The 16120-nt window shown below is 47.6% G+C and carries 20 protein-coding genes; 14 read left to right on the forward strand and 6 right to left on the reverse strand.

Annotated features, from left to right (window positions below; translation table 11 throughout):
• Nucleotides 1–26: 26 nt before the first annotated feature.
• From GA0116948_RS06425 to mraZ, 3 genes are all read right to left on the reverse strand, one after another.
• On the reverse strand, nt 27–398 hold the full coding sequence (locus GA0116948_RS06425; RefSeq protein ID WP_089710244.1) for an FtsL-like putative cell division protein: 372 nt from the start codon (nt 396–398) through the stop codon (nt 27–29).
• A 237-nt stretch (nt 399–635) separates the two neighbouring features.
• Nucleotides 636–1553 (reverse strand): 16S rRNA (cytosine(1402)-N(4))-methyltransferase RsmH, encoded by a 918-nt coding sequence (rsmH, locus tag GA0116948_RS06430; protein ID WP_089710246.1) that lies wholly within the window; start codon nt 1551–1553, stop codon nt 636–638.
• Nucleotides 1554–1565: 12 nt separating this feature from the next.
• Complete coding sequence (gene mraZ / locus GA0116948_RS06435; protein ID WP_089710248.1) at nt 1566–2033, reverse strand: division/cell wall cluster transcriptional repressor MraZ; 468 nt, start codon at nt 2031–2033, stop codon at nt 1566–1568.
• A 613-nt stretch (nt 2034–2646) separates the two neighbouring features.
• On the opposite strand from mraZ, the gene GA0116948_RS06440 reads away from it, so the two are divergent.
• The 10 genes from GA0116948_RS06440 to GA0116948_RS06485 all read left to right on the forward strand — a co-directional run bounded on the left by GA0116948_RS06440 (nt 2647) and on the right by GA0116948_RS06485 (nt 10981).
• Nucleotides 2647–3477 (forward strand): outer membrane protein assembly factor BamD, encoded by an 831-nt coding sequence (locus GA0116948_RS06440; protein ID WP_089710250.1) that lies wholly within the window; start codon nt 2647–2649, stop codon nt 3475–3477.
• Nucleotides 3446–3787, forward strand: coding sequence for a DNA-directed RNA polymerase subunit omega (locus GA0116948_RS06445; protein ID WP_089710253.1), 342 nt, complete (start codon nt 3446–3448; stop codon nt 3785–3787). Before GA0116948_RS06440 ends, GA0116948_RS06445 begins: the two co-directional genes overlap by 32 nt.
• 191 nt (nt 3788–3978) lie before the next feature.
• Nucleotides 3979–5202: a bifunctional phosphopantothenoylcysteine decarboxylase/phosphopantothenate--cysteine ligase CoaBC gene (gene coaBC / locus GA0116948_RS06450; RefSeq protein WP_089710255.1), complete on the forward strand. Its 1224-nt coding sequence runs from the start codon at nt 3979–3981 to the stop codon at nt 5200–5202.
• Complete coding sequence (porD, locus tag GA0116948_RS06455; RefSeq protein ID WP_240619129.1) at nt 5195–6118, forward strand: type IX secretion system protein PorD; 924 nt, start codon at nt 5195–5197, stop codon at nt 6116–6118. The genes coaBC and porD overlap by 8 nt, the downstream gene beginning before the upstream one ends.
• Before the next feature lie 54 nt (nt 6119–6172).
• Nucleotides 6173–6634 carry a DUF4296 domain-containing protein gene (locus GA0116948_RS06460; RefSeq protein ID WP_165798333.1) on the forward strand — a complete coding sequence of 154 codons (462 nt, stop codon included), beginning with the start codon at nt 6173–6175 and terminating at the stop codon, nt 6632–6634.
• A gap of 73 nt (nt 6635–6707) precedes the next feature.
• Nucleotides 6708–7406 carry a CoA transferase subunit A gene (locus GA0116948_RS06465; RefSeq protein ID WP_170876070.1) on the forward strand — a complete coding sequence of 233 codons (699 nt, stop codon included), beginning with the start codon at nt 6708–6710 and terminating at the stop codon, nt 7404–7406.
• Nucleotides 7407–7428: 22 nt separating this feature from the next.
• Nucleotides 7429–7929 carry a DUF4240 domain-containing protein gene (locus tag GA0116948_RS21210; RefSeq protein ID WP_089710264.1) on the forward strand — a complete coding sequence of 167 codons (501 nt, stop codon included), beginning with the start codon at nt 7429–7431 and terminating at the stop codon, nt 7927–7929.
• 52 nt (nt 7930–7981) lie between these two features.
• On the forward strand, nt 7982–8638 hold the full coding sequence (locus GA0116948_RS06475; protein ID WP_089710266.1) for a 3-oxoacid CoA-transferase subunit B: 657 nt from the start codon (nt 7982–7984) through the stop codon (nt 8636–8638).
• A gap of 126 nt (nt 8639–8764) precedes the next feature.
• A complete protein-coding gene (locus GA0116948_RS06480; RefSeq protein WP_123891692.1) occupies nt 8765–9604 on the forward strand; it encodes an aminotransferase class IV in 840 nt (279 codons plus the stop codon).
• A 69-nt stretch (nt 9605–9673) separates the two neighbouring features.
• Nucleotides 9674–10981 carry a cryptochrome/photolyase family protein gene (locus GA0116948_RS06485; protein WP_089710270.1) on the forward strand — a complete coding sequence of 436 codons (1308 nt, stop codon included), beginning with the start codon at nt 9674–9676 and terminating at the stop codon, nt 10979–10981.
• An 83-nt stretch (nt 10982–11064) separates the two neighbouring features.
• Here GA0116948_RS06485 and GA0116948_RS06490 read toward each other — a convergent pair whose 3' ends face one another.
• Complete coding sequence (locus GA0116948_RS06490) at nt 11065–11850, reverse strand: 1,4-dihydroxy-6-naphthoate synthase (RefSeq protein ID WP_089710272.1); 786 nt, start codon at nt 11848–11850, stop codon at nt 11065–11067.
• Nucleotides 11851–11862: 12 nt separating this feature from the next.
• Nucleotides 11863–12570 carry a futalosine hydrolase gene (gene mqnB / locus GA0116948_RS06495; protein ID WP_123891691.1) on the reverse strand — a complete coding sequence of 236 codons (708 nt, stop codon included), beginning with the start codon at nt 12568–12570 and terminating at the stop codon, nt 11863–11865.
• Nucleotides 12571–12704: 134 nt separating this feature from the next.
• Here mqnB and GA0116948_RS06500 point away from each other — a divergent pair, with 134 nt between their 5' ends.
• The 3 genes from GA0116948_RS06500 (at nt 12705) to fabD (ending at nt 14718) form a co-directional block, all read left to right on the forward strand.
• On the forward strand, nt 12705–13127 hold the full coding sequence (locus GA0116948_RS06500) for a 6-pyruvoyl trahydropterin synthase family protein (RefSeq protein ID WP_089710275.1): 423 nt from the start codon (nt 12705–12707) through the stop codon (nt 13125–13127).
• A gap of 9 nt (nt 13128–13136) precedes the next feature.
• Nucleotides 13137–13733 carry a GTP cyclohydrolase I FolE gene (gene folE / locus GA0116948_RS06505; RefSeq protein ID WP_089710278.1) on the forward strand — a complete coding sequence of 199 codons (597 nt, stop codon included), beginning with the start codon at nt 13137–13139 and terminating at the stop codon, nt 13731–13733.
• A 103-nt stretch (nt 13734–13836) separates the two neighbouring features.
• Nucleotides 13837–14718 (forward strand): ACP S-malonyltransferase, encoded by an 882-nt coding sequence (gene fabD, locus GA0116948_RS06510; RefSeq protein ID WP_089710280.1) that lies wholly within the window; start codon nt 13837–13839, stop codon nt 14716–14718.
• 98 nt (nt 14719–14816) lie between these two features.
• Here fabD and GA0116948_RS06515 read toward each other — a convergent pair whose 3' ends face one another.
• Nucleotides 14817–15287 carry a GNAT family N-acetyltransferase gene (locus GA0116948_RS06515; RefSeq protein ID WP_089710529.1) on the reverse strand — a complete coding sequence of 157 codons (471 nt, stop codon included), beginning with the start codon at nt 15285–15287 and terminating at the stop codon, nt 14817–14819.
• Between the two features lie 130 nt (nt 15288–15417).
• Between GA0116948_RS06515 and GA0116948_RS06520 the strand changes: the two genes are divergently transcribed.
• Nucleotides 15418–16116: an NUDIX hydrolase gene (locus GA0116948_RS06520; protein ID WP_089710282.1), complete on the forward strand. Its 699-nt coding sequence runs from the start codon at nt 15418–15420 to the stop codon at nt 16114–16116.
• Nucleotides 16117–16120: the final 4 nt, after the last annotated feature.

A 16120-nucleotide genomic window follows, 5' to 3' on the forward strand; every position in this document is an offset into this window, starting at 1 on the left:
TGTGGTTAGATGTTACGATTCAGCAATTATTTATGCTCAATTTCAATTTTTTGCGGGGGCGTAATCAGTGGTTTTAATCCCTGATCGGATACTTTCTGGCCCACTTCACTCATTTTGCTATTAAACATCAGCTCACTTTTGAGGCTGATGTACTCCCATTTCAGCTCTTTTATTTCTTTATCCAGTTTGTTGATGCGCCAGATTTTTTTTTCTGTAAGGTGGGTGTTGGCAATGTAGATCAAGGCCAGACCCGATAAAAAAAGAATATATGGCGAATGCTGCACGATGAAGCGATAATTGATGCGCAGCCGCCATGCCCGTTTGCGGTCGGCGGTGTCTGCAGAAGCGTCTTCCACTTCCTCCTGTTCGGTTTCATCAAAAAAGGCTTCGTCCTGCACGGTGTTTCAGTTTATATGGTGATTTGCAAGGAAGGCGTGGCGGTTTTAAAGGCCGTTACGCAATAATTTTCAAGGACAGTCACAAATTGAGGGCTTTTAATGTATCTCGTTACCAGTGCATATCTTCCCAGTACAAGGGCATTCAATTAAGGACAGTCGCAAATCGAGGGCATATCATTCAAAAATCAATACATCCTATTTCACTACATCTTACCTGGTACAGGATACCCGGTATTTTTATGGCAATCTTTCCGCCACGCGTAGTTTGGCACTACGGGAGCGGCTATTGTTTTTAAGTTCTTCCTCCGAGGCCGTCACCGGTTTTTTGGTGATAGACTGAAACAATGCCGGTGTAGTGGGTGTGCCATAAATTTCATCGTACTGCACTTCATCGAAGCTGCCCAATTTGATAAAATTCTTGACCAACCGGTCTTCCAGCGAGTGGAAGGTGATAACAGCCAGGCGTCCGCCTGGTTTTATCACTGCCGCCGACTGGGTGAGCAAGTCTTTAAGTGCGCCCATTTCATCGTTCACTGCTATGCGTAAGGCCTGGAACACTTGCGCCAGGTACTTGGCCGGATTGCCTTTTACAACCGGGTGTATCATGCGTTTAAACTCGGTGATGGTGTGCAGCGGCATGTTACGGCGTTGGGTAAAAATGGTGTGGGCCAGCGTTTTGGCATTAGTTACTTCTCCATATTCCTGGAAAAGCAATTGTAGCTTTTGTTCGGAATAGGTTTGCAACAAATTGGCCGCAGTGAGCGACTGTCGCTGGTCCATGCGCATATCCAGTTCGCCTTCGAAGCGGGTGGAAAATCCTCGTTCCGGCGTGTCGAACTGGTGGGAGGAAACACCCAGGTCTGCCAGGATGCCGTCTACCGCAGTTATATTATGCAACTTCAGAAAGCGTTGCAGGTGGCGGAAGTTTTGCGGAATAAAGAGCACCCGTTCGTCGGTAAGGCGGTTGGCGTAAGCGTCTTCATCCTGGTCAAAGGTGATGAGCCGGCCGTTTTCGTTGAGCTTTTCTAATAAAGCCCTTGAATGGCCGCCGCCGCCAAAGGTGGCGTCTACGTAAGTTCCCGCCGGATTTACCGGGAGCAATTGAACCACTTCCTGCAATAGTACGGGCAGGTGATATTGTTGAGCGTCATCCATTCCAATCTTCAGTTAAAGGGTGAAAGGTTGATCGCCGCCCGTCATCACTTGCTGCGCCAGATCGCTGAACGCGGAAGGTGAAAAGTTTTCAAAGAACGCTGCGTACTTCACTTTATCCCAGATCTCAATTTTATTGGTAGCTGCCGACAGTACAATGTCTTTTTCCAGACCGGCGTACGTCATCAGGTTTTTAGGAACCAGCAGCCTGCCGGCGCTGTCCAGGTCTAAAATGGTAGCCCCGTTCAGAAAATAGCGCCGGAATTCTCTAACTTTCGGATCAAAATCATTCAACTTTCCGATACGCTCAAATATGGGCTGCCATTCATTCATGGGATATAATGTCAAACACTTTTCAAAGCCACGGTTTAGCACAAACTGGTCTCCGGCGCTTTCTGCCAACTGCTTTTTAAATCCAGCAGGGAGCAGAAAACGACCTTTGTTATCCATTGTTGCTTCATATTCGCCCAGAAATCCGGTCATACCATGGGGTGAAAGTGCTTGAATTCCATTTTCTAACACAAAATAACACTTTTTCCCACTTCTTAACGAAAAAATGAACTTTAAATTTTTTCCACAGCCGCGATATGCCCATGATGGCCCCGCTTCGTGGAAATGGAGGACAGTTAATGGGGATAATCATATTGAAATGTGGATAAAATGTTAATGGGGGTTTATTTTAGTGGATAAGTAAGCTCGATAGCAGCTGGTGGCGCATATGCAGTGAAAAAACATATGCTGGAAAAACGCGCCATCCCACCTAGATCCCTGGTATATTTTGAAAAATGACCAGAAAATTTAATATTCATATGGCAAAAGAGGGTATTTGTAGATTAAGCCGACCGACTTGGTCCGGGTCATGGGATATTTGGATAACTGGCAGGGATTGAAAAGGCAAATTTGGTGAAAATAACCGGGGTCGTGTAGAAAAGTGGGAGAATACCCGGTAAGGTGGAAAAAAGTGGAAAATTCAAGGCCTATCCCCGGATAATACAGGTGACTGCTATGATTGGAATTTAAATAAATTTTAACAAGTCGCCTCAATTACTCTATTTACATTTACGTTTCATTAAAATCCTTACCTTTGCAGTCCTTTATGCGGAAATTTTTAGTATATAGTTGTCTTTGTGTGCTGGTGTTAGCATCGGCTTGTAACCGCGAAATGCATCGTATTGAAAAAAGCGGTGATCCGGAGAAAAAGCTGGAATACGCCAACAAGCTGTTCGACAAGAAGAAATTTGCCACGGCCCAGCAGCTTTATGAAGAGCTGCGTCCTGTGTATAAAGGCACCGATAAGTTTGAGGATATTAACTACCGCAATGCTTATTGCTCCTATAACTTAAAGGATTATGTACAGGGTGCTTTCCTGTTCAAAAATTACCTGGAAGCATTTCCAAACAGCCCCCGCGCACAGGAGGTAGATTACATGCAAGCTTACTGCTACTATAAGCAGTCGCCTAAAGTGCCATTGGATCAGACCAATACCATTAAGGCTATTGCCGCATTGCAGACCTTTATCAATGAGTTTCCTAACGGTGATAAAGTGCCAGAGGCCAACCTGCTCATTGAACTGTGCCGCAAGAAACTGGAACAAAAAGAATTTAACGCTGCAGAACTTTATTTCAACCTGGGTTATTACAAAGCAGCAGGCATTGCCTTTAAAAGCCTGATGCGTAATTATCCGGACTCCGATAAAAGCGACGGTTATAAATTGTATTCTATTCGCGCCTACTACCGTTATGCGCAAAATAGTATTCCTGAAAAGCAAATGGAACGTTATAAGCAGGTGCTGACCGAGTATATGGACTTCAATGACCATTATGGTAACAGCAAGCTGAAACCAGATGCAGAAAAATATTACGCCTTAGCGCAGAATAACATTAAAAACCTGGAACATGAGCAAAATAAAGAGAAATCTAACCAGTAATTTAAACCCCTGGGTAGAAACCAAGAACACCACGGATATTAAGAACCGTACTGGAAACCTGTACGAGTCTATCGCGGTGATCGCCAAACGCGCCAACCAGATCAATATTTCGGTGAAGGAAGAACTGCATTCCAAGCTGGACGAGTTTGCCACGCATACCGACAACCTGGAAGAAGTACACGAAAACAAAGAACAGATCGAGATCTCCCGCTTTTACGAGCGTCTGGCTAATCCTGCTATCCAGGCTACCCAGGAATTTCTGGACGATAAGATCTATTTCCGCAAGAACGACGACGACCTGTTCAGCTAAGTGCTGTAGGTTTTAATAGCTCAATTTCCAAAAATCAATGCCCGTAACGGCTTTGGCTTTTGGAAATTGTGTTTTGTAGAAGGAGGTATCCTACTGGTCAGGCATCCCGGAAATTGTCTTTTTGGAAATTCCCTTTTAGGCTTATCTTCATAGTGGCAGCCACATCCCGTATGCCACTTTTCTATTACCCTATGTTACAAGGAAAAAAAATTCTCCTCGCAATCACTGGCAGCATCGCTGCTTACAAGACGGCCATCCTTACCCGCCTCCTGGTAAAAGAAGGCGCCTTTGTAAAAGTGGTGATGACGCCTAACGCTACCGAGTTTATTACGCCGCTCACCTTATCCACCCTTTCCAAACATGAAGTCGTAGTCTCTTTGTCTGAACACAACACCTGGACCAACCATGTGATGCTGGGCCGATGGGCAGATGTGATGCTGGTGGCACCTGCTTCCGCCAATACCCTTGCCAAGATGGCCAACGGCTTTTGCGACAATGTGCTGATGGCCACTTACCTTTCTGCCACCTGCCCGGTATTGTTTGCCCCTGCCATGGACGAAGATATGTGGCGGCATCCGGCTACCCGCGCCAACATACAGCAATTGCTGGATTATGGGCATGAACAAATTCCTGTGGAAATGGGGGAACTGGCCAGCGGACTTTATGGCGAAGGGCGCATGGCCGAACCGGAAACCATCGTGTCATACCTGCAACAGCATTTTCAAAAAGATGCCAATGCCTCCCAGATGGCCGCCAGCGGCCCACTGGCGGGAAAGATAGCACTGGTGACTGCCGGCCCTACCGTGGAGGCTATAGACCCCGTGCGTTATATCAGCAACCGGTCTAGCGGCAAGATGGGCATTGCCATTGCCGAGGCGCTGGCCGATGCAGGCGCTCAAGTAAAGCTGGTATTGGGGCCTACTCATATTAGCACCACCCATGCCGGTGTGCGCATTATCCCCGTAGAATCTGCCGCAGAAATGTTCAACGCCTGTGTGGCCGAATATCCCCTGGCAGATGTGATTGTAATGGCTGCTGCCGTGGCTGATTACCGCCCTGCCCAGGTGGCCGAAATGAAAATCAAAAAAGGGGAGGGTGGCATGCAGCTAGCATTGGAAAAAACACACGACATACTCCGTACCCTGGGTAATAATAAAGCCGCCGAACAAGTGCTGGTGGGATTTTCCCTGGAAACCAATAACGAACGTGAAAACGCGTTAAAGAAATTGAGGGAAAAAAACCTGGACCTGGTGGTGTTGAATTCCCTGGCCGATGCAGGCGCAGGATTTGACTACGATACGAACAAAGTGACCCTATTCGATAACCGGGGCAAAGAAACAGCCTTGCCATTGCAATCCAAACAAGCAGTGGCCAGGGAGATTGTGAATGCCATTATCTCATTGCACCATGCATAAATACTTACGTTCTCTGCTCGCTGCAAGCCTGTTGCTGGCAGGTATTTCTGCCAGGGCGCAGGAATTGCGCGCCACGGTGAACGTGGTAGCCACTTCTGTACAAAGCACTACGGACAAGCGGGTGTACACCACGCTGCAGAACGCCATCAAAGAATTTGTAAATAACCGCCGCTGGAGCGACGATGCTTTTGCGCCGGCAGAAAGGATAGAATGTAATTTCCTCATCAATATTACGGCAGAAATAAGCTCCGGCACCTACAGGGCCAATCTTACCGTGCAGGCTACCCGGCCAGTGTACAACACCAATTACAGCACTACCTTGCTGAATTATCAGGATAACAATCTTACTTTTAAATACGCCGAGTTTCAACCGCTGGAATTCAGCGACACCCGGGTGGTGGGCAATGATCCTATGACCTCCAATCTAACGGCGGTACTGGCTTACTACGTGTATGTTATCCTGGGTCTGGACTACGATTCCTTTACACCACGCGGTGGTGATCCCTTCTTTAAAAAGGCCCTGAATATTGTAAACAATGCTCCCGACGGCAAAGACGTGGCCGGCTGGAAAGCCTTTGAAGGCAACCGTAACCGCTATTGGCTCGTCGATAACCTGATGAACGTTAAGTTTAGCCGCTTTCATGATGTGATGTACCAATACCACCGCCAGGGACTGGATGTGATGTATGACGATGTGGCCCGCGGGAGAGGGGCGGTGATAAACTGTGTGAACATGCTGGCGGCTATCAATGAAGACATTCCCAACGCTATGTTGTTGCAGGTATTTTTTCTGGCAAAAAATGATGAGCTGTTTAAAATATTCAACAAAGCCACTCCCCAGGAAAAGGGCCGGGTGTCGCAGCTATTGGCTACCCTGGACGTTCCCAACGCCAATAAGTACCTGCAGTTGAAGTAACTTTAACACTCCTGCCATTACACCATGTCACCATCTAACTTATATTTGCGGCCTATGCGTAAAGCACTAGCCTTCTTCATCATACTTTGTTGCGTAGCTTGTGGTCAGGATGGCAAGGTACCAGGTAACGTGCTCTCCAAGGAGAAAATGGCCAACATATTGCTGGATTTTAATCTGGCGGAAGCCTATGGCCGTAACCCGGTAACTGGCAGCGGCACGCGCCCCGACACGGGCCACCTGGCCGATTCCCTGCGGGAGCGGCGGGTGAAAACCCTGTATGCACAGGTCTTGCAGGTGCATGGTCTCACGGTGGATGCTTTTATGAAAAGTTATCACTATTACGAACTGCATGCCGACCGTATGGAAGACGTGTATAAAATTATGAATGATAGCGCCAATGCACACAACAATTTCAACGAGGCTAACCGGCGCGCTCATGACCAGGCACCTCTTTGGGAAAAGTGGTATCCCCGTTCATTTCATGGTCGTATTCCTTTCCTGCGTGGGCCTTATTAGGAAAAGGTATTTTCGCCATCTTCCTTATAAAAAATTTACTGTAAATTGAATGCTCCAACCATGTGTATTCCTCATGAACAAAGTATTCCACGATGCAGCCGCCGCGCTGTTTGATATTCGAGATCACGCCACCCTTATGCTGGGAGGTTTTGGTCTATGCGGCATACCCGAAAATGCTATTCACGCATTGGTGCAGAAGGGGGTGAAAGGCCTTACCTGCATTTCTAATAATGCGGGTGTAGACGATTTTGGTCTTGGCTTGTTACTGCAAACGCGGCAGATTAAAAAAATGCTGGCCTCTTATGTAGGGGAGAACGCAGAATTTGAGCGGCAGTTGCTGTCTGGTGAGCTGGAAGTGGAACTCATCCCGCAAGGAACGTTGGCCACCCGCATCCAGATGGCAGGCATGGGTATTCCGGCCTTTTTTACCCCGGCGGGTTATGGCACCGAAGTGGCCGAAGGTAAAGAAGTGCGGGCGTTCAATGGGAAGCACTACCTGATGGAGTTAGCCCTGCAGGCAGATTTTGCGATCGTGAAGGCCTGGAAGGGGGATACTATGGGCAACCTGGTGTTTCGCCAAACCACCCGCAATTTCAGCACCGCTATGGCCAGAGCAGGCCAGGTTACCATTGCAGAAGTAGAGGAGCTGGTGCAGCCGGGTGAGCTAGACCCTAATCATATTCACGTACCAGGCATTTATGTACACCGCATTTTCAAGGGCGCAGCCTATGAGAAGCGTATCGAGAAAAGAACGGTGGCCATGGCTCAATAAAAAGTCTTTAAAATCCAAAGTCATGAATGAAGAATTATTCTGGGAGTTAATAGAAGCCTCCTGGGCAGACGCTCCGGAAGATAACGAAGACCGCCTGAAGGCGCTGGAGACCAATGATGAAGATGAGCTACTGGAACTAAGCGATACGATGACCGATGTAATCGTGCATAACTATCGCGAGCGGCTCGCCGCGTTGGATCAGGCTTCCCTGACGGCTTTCCTGCGAATATTGGAGGAGAAGCTGTTTCACCTAGACCGCAAGGAAATTCACAACAATACCGACGGTAGTGACGACGGTTTTTTATATGCCCGCGGCTTCATCGTGTTTATGGGTGAGGCATATTACAACAAGATAGATCAAAATCCTTCGGAAGCTACCGAGGATGTGGAGTGCGATGAATTTGTATTTGCGGGTTATGATGTGTACGAAGATAAATTTGCAGAAGAATTTCAGCGTAACCTGATACATAATACGGAATCTACTTCCAATAAAGATGGCGGCTGGGACGAAGCCGAAGCATAAGAAAAAATACCATGTAACCCCCCAACTCCACGTTATACAAATCATACACCACATGTCACTTGATAAATACGGCATTGCCAAAAGAATAGCACAGGAACTGCAAGACGGCATGTATGTGAATCTCGGCATTGGCATACCTACGCTGGTGGCTAACTACATACCTACGGGCATTTCCATTATGTTACAGTCGGAAAATGGGATGCTGGGCATGGGGCCCTATCCCGATCCCGCAGCCATTGATGCAGACCTCATCAATGCCGGTAAAGAAACGGTAACCATCCTGCCCGGCGGCAGCTTTTTTGACTCCGCAGAGAGCTTTGGCATGATACGCGCTGGCAAGATAGATCTCACCGTGCTGGGCGCTATGGAAGTATCCGATACGGGCGATATTGCCAATTGGAAAATACCCGGTAAAATGGTGAAAGGCATGGGCGGGGCCATGGACCTGGTGGCGTCTGCAAGGAACATAATTGTGGCCATGATGCATACCAATCCCAAAGGAGAAAGCAAGCTGCTGCCGGCTTGCACACTGCCCCTCACGGGTGTAGGCTGCGTAAAAAAAATTGTAACGGAAATAGCCGTGTTAAACGTTACCCCTTCCGGTTTTGAACTGCTGGAACGAGCGCCGGGTGTACCCGTGGAGGAGATCATCGCCAAAACAGCGGGACGGCTCATCATTAAGGGCAATGTGCCGGAGATGGTATTGTAAATTTTAATACCGGCTACGACGGGGCATACTATTTTTTGGCCTACTATTAACGAAATATGACATTGCACAACCTGCAATTTTTCGTACCTTAACAAACCCGCTCAGGGGATCATAAATCTGTTCAAGGTGCATACGGGAATTCTATGTTATAACGGTCGTTTTCAGTCTTGTTCCAGCCCCATCTTTTCAGCGGACAATCGCGGCTTTCGTTATGGTGACGGATGTTTTGAAACCATGAAAGTGTACCAGGGAAGGGTATTGCTGGAAGAATTGCACTTTGAACGGCTCATGGCCAGCGTACATCTCCTGCATCTGGAAATGCCCATACATTTTACCCGCGATTACCTGATGGACCTGGTTACGCAATTATGCGTGAAAAATAAGGTGGAAACATTAGCACGCGTACGCCTGAGCGTATTCCGTACCGAAGGTGGATTGTATACTCCTGAAAATAATACGGCGGAGTTCCTCATTCAATGCTGGGAGCTGCATAAACAAGTCTTTGAGTTAAATGAAACCGGGCTTGATATTGACATCTATCCAGAAAGCCGCAAAACCTGCGAAAAACTCTCCACTATTAAATCCGCCAATTGCCTGCCTTATATCATGGCTGGCATGTATGCCCGCGAACATGAGCTGAACGATGCACTGTTGCTCAATACCCATGGCCGAGTGGCAGACGCCACCAGTAGTAATGTCTTCATAGTGCGCGGCAATCAAGTATGGACGCCGCCTCTGGGGGAAGGCTGCGTGTGTGGGGTGATGCGCAAATACCTGTTGGCACTTGATACCACCTTGCATCTCATGGAACATCCCATCACGGTGAGCGACCTGGAAAATGCAGACGAAATTTTTCTTACCAATACCATCTATGGCATTCGCTGGGTAGAGCGTTTCCGCGATAATAGCTATGGCAATGCCACAGCCACCATCTTGCACGACTTACTGCAGGAGGCCGTATTGTAAACCTTCCCAGTGTTTCACCTGTTAATATATGCATGCACATGCATGTTAAGCCCTTAAAAAAATAACAGGATGTCTGATAAAATATGTCTTTGCTGGATGCGGCGTGACCTGAGGCTGGAGGATAATGCCGCACTTTATCATGCCTTGAAAAGTGGCTTTCCCGTGGTGCCGGTGTTTATATTTGATACTAACATATTAGACGATCTGGAAGATAAGCGTGACCGCCGCATTACTTTCATCTATACCACTTTAGAAAATATGCAGGCCCAACTGATCAAAAAAGGAAGTGGTTTGGACGTTTTTTACGGCACGCCGCAGCAGGCTTTTGATCATTATTTAACGCGCTACGATGTGCAGGCTGTTTTTGCAAATCAGGATTATGAACCCTACGCCATAGCCCGGGATGCAGCCATCAGTAAGCACTTGCAGGAAAAGAACATTGCTTTGCATTTCTATAAAGACCAGGTGATATTTGAGCAATCTGAAGTAATGAAAGATAACGGTGAACCCTATACGGTGTTTACCCCATACAGCCGAAAATGGAAATCCCTGCTTACAAATTTTGCGCTGAAAAATTATCCCTGTGATAAATATGCCAGCTCTTTTTTCCAACAAGCACCACCTGCTTTGCCCTCGTATCAACAACTGGGTTTTATAGAAACGGATAAGCATTTCCCCGGCAGTAAACCCGCCGATGCCATTATTCAGCATTACGATAAAACACGTGACTATCCTGCATTAGATCAAGGTACCAGCCGTTTGGGTGTACACCTGCGCTTTGGTACCATTAGTATTCGCACACTGGCGCGCAAGGCACTGCAACTCAATGAAACCTACCTGAATGAACTGATCTGGCGGGAGTTTTACCAGATGATACTCTGGCATTTTCCAAAGGTAGTTACAGAAAGTTTTAAAGCCCAGTACGATAACATATCATGGCGTAACAATACAGCAGAATTTGAAAAATGGTGTAAGGGTGAAACCGGCTATCCCATTGTGGATGCTGGCATGCGGCAGTTAAATACCACCGGGTTTATGCACAATCGTGTACGTATGATCACTGCCAGTTTTCTTACCAAACATTTGCTGATAGATTGGCGCTGGGGGGAGGCTTACTTCGGCGTTAAACTATTGGATTACGACCTGGCCGCCAACAATGGCGGTTGGCAATGGGCAGCAGGAAGTGGTTGCGATGCGGCACCTTATTTCCGCATCTTTAACCCTTATCTGCAAACCACGCGTTTCGATAAGGAGTTAAAATACATCCGCCACTGGGTTCCGGAGTTAGATACCTTGCAATATCCGCCACCCATAGTTATACACGAAGCTGCCCGTAAACGTGCACTGGCAGTGTATGAAGCGGGTATTAAGCCGTAGGCGACCTCTTCACCATTTCATTAAAAGGGCTGATCAAATGCTATGCTTCGATCAGCCCTTTTAATGGCAGGTAGTGATTGAAATTACTTTACCGCCTCCATCAAACGTTGTACGGCGGCGTATCCTTCTTTACCCAGATCTATGCTGAAATCATTTACGTAGAGATCGATGTGCTGACGCATTACGTTTTCATCCATTTCCTGCGCATGCTCACGTATGTAAGGAGAGAGCTGAGGATACTGGCTAAAGCTGTACTGCACGCTTTGGCGGATCAGATCGTTCAGTTGTTGACGGGCGTCTGCGGAAATATTTTTCTTAATGAATATACCGCCCAAGGGAATGGGGCTGCCAGTGGTTTCTTCCCAGTAAGCGCCGAGGTCCATCAGTTTTATCAAACCTTTTAGTTGATAAGTAAATCTGTTTTCATGAATGATTACGCCCACGTCTACCCGTTCGTCCAGCACGGCCTGCTCAATGTCGGAAAATACCATGATTTCTTTGTTCTTCGCATTAGGGAAGGCAGTAGAGAAAAGCAGGTTGGCCGTAGTATTTGCGCCAGGAATGGCAATGCGGCACTGGTCAATGTTTTCCAGCGCGATGGGTTTTTTGGCAATGAGTAAAGGTCCGCATCCACGGCCCAAAGCGCTGCCGCTATTCAGTAGTTCGTACTGGTCTTTTACTTTTGCATACACCGCAAAGCTTAGTTTTGTAATATCCAGGCGGCCTTCCAGCGCGCCCTGGTTCAGTGTTTCCACATCCAGTAACTGGGTGTCGAAAGTAAATCCCTGGGTGTCTATCTTATGATTTACCAGGGCATCAAAGATAAAAGTGTCGTTGGGACAAGGAGAAAATCCGAGCGTTAGTTTCATATTATTATCTTTTTAGTTTGCTGTTATTGCATTGGTATTTTCAACTACCATGCTTTGTATTAATTGCAGCAGGGCGTTGTTCAGGTTTTTCACAGCCAGGCCTATTTCCCATTTACTTTTATCGCGCACCTCCACATAATTGGAAATGCAGCGGAGTTGCAGGAAAGGCACCTTTTCCACAAGGCAGGCATAGTGAAAGGCCGCACCTTCCATACTTTCAATTTCTGGCTGGTAGCGGGCTTCCAGCCGGGATATGGTAGACACGCTTCCACTTACTGTATTTACGGTAACACCGGTGGCTAGTGGCCAGGCGGGGGGGGATGGCCATCCTGTAAAACCATTCACCAGGTATTTTCCCTGGTAAGGCGGTTCCCCGGGCTGGCAAAGCCCTATTTCAAAAAGGTCCAGGAACTGCCCGTTGTCTTCTGCGCCCAGGTCGCCGGATACTTCCCGGCGGATGGCTACCACACTACCCAGCTCCCAATCGTGCCGGAAGGTGCCGGCAATGCCTGCCTGCACCGCAAAATCGGGCTGCCAGGCAGGCAAGCGCTGGCCCAGGGTAAAGGCAGTATGCATGGGTCCAATGCCGGTAATCCAGATAGTCACCGTATGGCCATTCCATTGAAACACATCTGCGCCCAGGGGCGTAGCTATTGCAGAAAGTTGCGTGATAAAGGGTTGTATTTCAAGGCGGGTGGCCGCCACGATAGCAAGTTTCATGATGTAAAAATAGTCCTTTGTGCGGTATTCACCGATAGAACTGTCCCTCAATTGTAGTTTCTTCCCCGCCCTCCATACGGGCTTAAGGGATATCGGGCCAAAAGTGGTATTTTTGCGGAAATTTAACACACGCAATGATTTACTTAACTCGAGTAGAAAACTTCAATGCAGCGCATAAGTTATCTAACCCGGCCTGGAGCGACGAGAAAAACGAAGCAGTATTTGGAAAATGCGCCAATGTAAATTGGCATGGACATAACTACGAATTGCATGTAACGATCAAAGGCAATCCCGATCCGGATACGGGGTTTGTTTTCAATGCCAAAATCCTGGGAGAAATCATCAAGAATGAGGTAATCGAAAAAATAGACCACCGCAACCTCAATATGGACGTAGCATTTATGGCAGGCAAATTTACCTCTGCCGAAAACCTGGCCATCGGCATCTGGGACCAGTTGGCTCCGCACCTGCCCGCCAGCGTGCAGTTGCATAGCATAAAACTTTACGAAACGCCACGCATCTACGTGGAATATTTTGGCACTCACAGTGGGCTTTAAACGACACACATGGCTTATCACAAAGAAGAATCTTTCGACGAAAAAATTACACAGGAGCTTACGGCCCACTACCACGACGTGATTGAGAAATTAGGAGAAGATCCGGCCAGGGAAGGCCTGTTAAAAACGCCGGAACGCGTGGCCAAGGCCATGCAATTTCTTACCCAGGGCTATACACTGGATGCCCATGCTATACTCAATGAAGCAAAATTCACCGAAGCATATAGCGAGATGGTGATCGTAAAAGACATTGAACTATATTCCATGTGCGAACATCACATGCTGCCTTTCTTTGGCAAAGCCCATGTAGCGTATATCCCTAACGGTTATATCACCGGCCTGAGCAAACTGGCCCGTGTAGTGGATGTATTTGCGCGCCGGCTGCAAGTACAGGAGCGTCTTACCCACCAGGTGCTAGACGCTATCCAGGAAACATTGCAACCACTGGGAGTAGCCGTGGTGATCGAGGCCCAACACCTTTGCATGATGATGCGCGGCGTACAAAAACAAAATTCCGTAACAACTACCTCCGCCTTCTCCGGGCAGTTTGAGGATGGGCGCACCAGGGCCGAATTTATTCGACTGATAGGCGCTAATATCATATGAGGGCATAATACTTATTACAAATAATTATATATTTGCAGCGCTATTTCAATCTTTTACCTGGCGGGCCACGGCTGCGGGTTGTCTATTACTTAATACCTTATAAATGAAAAATGCATTCGTGTTTCCGGGACAAGGTTCCCAGTTCCCGGGAATGGGCAAGTCGCTGTATGAACAAAATGAAAAAGCGAAAGTCCTGTTCGAAAAAGCCAACGATATTTTAGGTTTCCGCATTTCCGACATCCTGTTTAACGGTACGGAAGAAGACTTGAAACAAACCAATGTAACGCAGCCGGCTGTATTTCTGCACGCAGTGATCGCCTTCCTATGCAGTGAGCATGCTACCCCCGATATGGTGGCAGGTCACTCCCTGGGCGAGTTTTCTGCACTGGTGGCCAATGGTGCCCTCACCTTTGAAGATGCTTTGAAACTGGTTGCCATCCGCGCCAATGCCATGCAAAAAGCCTGCGCGTTAGCACCCTCCACCATGGCCGCTGTACTGGGCCTCGACGATGAAAAGGTTATTGCCATCTGTGCAGCGATTACAGAAGAGATCGTGGTGCCAGCTAATTTTAACTGCCCTGGTCAGTTGGTGATCTCTGGTAGTATCAAGGGCATTGACATCGCTTGCGAAAAAATGAAGGCTGCCGGCGCTAAACGTGCGCTGGTATTGCCGGTAGGTGGCGCTTTTCATTCTCCGCTCATGGCCCCTGCCAAGGTAGAACTGCAAGCCGCTATCGAAGCCACTACCTTCAGCAAACCATCCTGCCCCGTGTACCAGAATGTGGTAGCCAACGCCGTAACCGATCCGGCAGCAATTCGTCAAAATCTGATAGACCAGCTTACCGGTGCGGTAAGATGGACACAGACCGTGCAGCAGATGATCGCCGATGGCGCTACATCCTTCACCGAAGTAGGGCCGGGCAAAGTGTTGCAAGGCCTTATTCAGAAAATAGATAAAACGGCTGTGGTAGCGGGTATCAGCTAGTACACCTGGGTAACAAATAATGAAAAAATAGATCAGCAACAAAAAATTCCAATCTGCCATATGGTAAATTGGAATTTTTTGTTCCAGGTAAAATTCTTTTAGAAATCTATATGCACATTCAACCACCCGCTGTCAAAGCGGGCATTGTATTTCTTATAAAAATTAATTGCTGGTTCATTCCAGTCCAGCACCTGCCACATCATGCCGCTGTAGTGTTGCTGGCGGGCAATGTTTATCAGGGAGTCCAGTAACTTTTTGCCGATACCCTTGCCCCGGAACGATTCTGATACGATGAGGTCTTCAAGGTACAACCTGCTGCCTTTCCAGGTGGAGTAACGGATATAATAAAGTGCTATACCAATGATCGCTGGCCGCCCGTCTGCCAAAGTATGTTCGGCTACAACAGCCTTCCATACCGGATTTGGGCCAAAGCCAGTTTCTTCAAAATGCTCCAGTGTTACGGTAACCTCGTCTGGTGCTTTTTCATATATGGCTAATTCTCGGATAAGTTCCAGCATGCGGGAACAGTCTGTGCGCTGCGCTTCCCGGAGGCGAACGATATCTTGCATAAAGGTTTGTTTAACAGGATGCATTGAATTTGAATGGATGAAGTTACCGCTTAATTAGCGTACCTTGTACGTCAACATAGCCCTGTATTGTCTACCACCTTTCGGGCTGAAATTATTAAATAATGTAGTTATGAATTTGCAACAGTCCTTTTACGCCCAGGCGCCCCGGCATTTGGTGGCGGTGGATTGTATCATTTTTGGTTTTGAAGACAGCCGGTTAAAATTACTGATCATGCAGCGGATGGTAGATCCGTTCCAGGGTTCCTTCTCGCTGGTAGGTGGCTTTGTGCTGGAAAGCGAAAGCACCGCCGATGCTGCCACCCGCGTGTTGCAACAGGTTTCCGGCCTCCGTAATATTTTCATGGACCAGTTGCATTGCTACAGCGATGTAAACCGCGACAGCGGCTCCCGGGTAATATCCCTGGCCTACTATGCCCTCATCCGCGTGGAAGAACACGACCGGAAACTGGCCATCCAACATGGCACACAATGGCTGGCTCTCGATGAGATCCCCGAACTGATTTTTGATCACCGCAAAATGATTGAAGACGCCTTGTTTCGCCTGCGGGACAAAGCTCATTTTCACCCGATCGGTTTTGAATTATTACCCGAAAAATTCACCCTTTCCCAGTTGCGCAGTTTATATGAAGAGATCTACCAGCGGGTGCTGGACAAACGCAATTTCCGGAAAAAAATACTCGCCATGAATATCCTGGAAAAGCTGGAAGAAAAAGATAAAACCACCTCCAAAAAAGGGGCGCATCTTTATCGTTTCGATAAGCAGAAATATGAACAACTGGCGCAGAAAGGATTTGTATTTGAAATATAAAAGA

This window comes from Chitinophaga costaii (genome assembly GCF_900094705.1).
GTDB lineage: Bacteria > Bacteroidota > Bacteroidia > Chitinophagales > Chitinophagaceae > Chitinophaga > Chitinophaga costaii.

What these genes read in the sequence shown, in the direction of transcription:
- rsmH (WP_089710246.1), bottom strand. Translation starts at nt 1,553, where the DNA reads ATGGATGACGCTCAACAATATCACCTGCCCGTACTATTGCAGGAAGTG.
- mraZ (WP_089710248.1), bottom strand. Translation starts at nt 2,033, where the DNA reads ATGACCGGATTTCTGGGCGAATATGAAGCAACAATGGATAACAAAGGT.
- GA0116948_RS06440 (WP_089710250.1), top strand. Translation starts at nt 2,647, where the DNA reads ATGCGGAAATTTTTAGTATATAGTTGTCTTTGTGTGCTGGTGTTAGCA.
- GA0116948_RS06445 (WP_089710253.1), top strand. Translation starts at nt 3,446, where the DNA reads ATGAGCAAAATAAAGAGAAATCTAACCAGTAATTTAAACCCCTGGGTA.
- coaBC (WP_089710255.1), top strand. Translation starts at nt 3,979, where the DNA reads ATGTTACAAGGAAAAAAAATTCTCCTCGCAATCACTGGCAGCATCGCT.
- porD (WP_240619129.1), top strand. Translation starts at nt 5,195, where the DNA reads ATGCATAAATACTTACGTTCTCTGCTCGCTGCAAGCCTGTTGCTGGCA.
- GA0116948_RS06460 (WP_165798333.1), top strand. Translation starts at nt 6,173, where the DNA reads ATGCGTAAAGCACTAGCCTTCTTCATCATACTTTGTTGCGTAGCTTGT.
- GA0116948_RS06465 (WP_170876070.1), top strand. Translation starts at nt 6,708, where the DNA reads ATGAACAAAGTATTCCACGATGCAGCCGCCGCGCTGTTTGATATTCGA.
- GA0116948_RS21210 (WP_089710264.1), top strand. Translation starts at nt 7,429, where the DNA reads ATGAATGAAGAATTATTCTGGGAGTTAATAGAAGCCTCCTGGGCAGAC.
- GA0116948_RS06475 (WP_089710266.1), top strand. Translation starts at nt 7,982, where the DNA reads ATGTCACTTGATAAATACGGCATTGCCAAAAGAATAGCACAGGAACTG.
- GA0116948_RS06485 (WP_089710270.1), top strand. Translation starts at nt 9,674, where the DNA reads ATGTCTGATAAAATATGTCTTTGCTGGATGCGGCGTGACCTGAGGCTG.
- GA0116948_RS06490 (WP_089710272.1), bottom strand. Translation starts at nt 11,850, where the DNA reads ATGAAACTAACGCTCGGATTTTCTCCTTGTCCCAACGACACTTTTATC.
- mqnB (WP_123891691.1), bottom strand. Translation starts at nt 12,570, where the DNA reads ATGAAACTTGCTATCGTGGCGGCCACCCGCCTTGAAATACAACCCTTT.
- GA0116948_RS06500 (WP_089710275.1), top strand. Translation starts at nt 12,705, where the DNA reads ATGATTTACTTAACTCGAGTAGAAAACTTCAATGCAGCGCATAAGTTA.
- folE (WP_089710278.1), top strand. Translation starts at nt 13,137, where the DNA reads ATGGCTTATCACAAAGAAGAATCTTTCGACGAAAAAATTACACAGGAG.
- fabD (WP_089710280.1), top strand. Translation starts at nt 13,837, where the DNA reads ATGAAAAATGCATTCGTGTTTCCGGGACAAGGTTCCCAGTTCCCGGGA.
- GA0116948_RS06515 (WP_089710529.1), bottom strand. Translation starts at nt 15,287, where the DNA reads ATGCAAGATATCGTTCGCCTCCGGGAAGCGCAGCGCACAGACTGTTCC.
- GA0116948_RS06520 (WP_089710282.1), top strand. Translation starts at nt 15,418, where the DNA reads ATGAATTTGCAACAGTCCTTTTACGCCCAGGCGCCCCGGCATTTGGTG.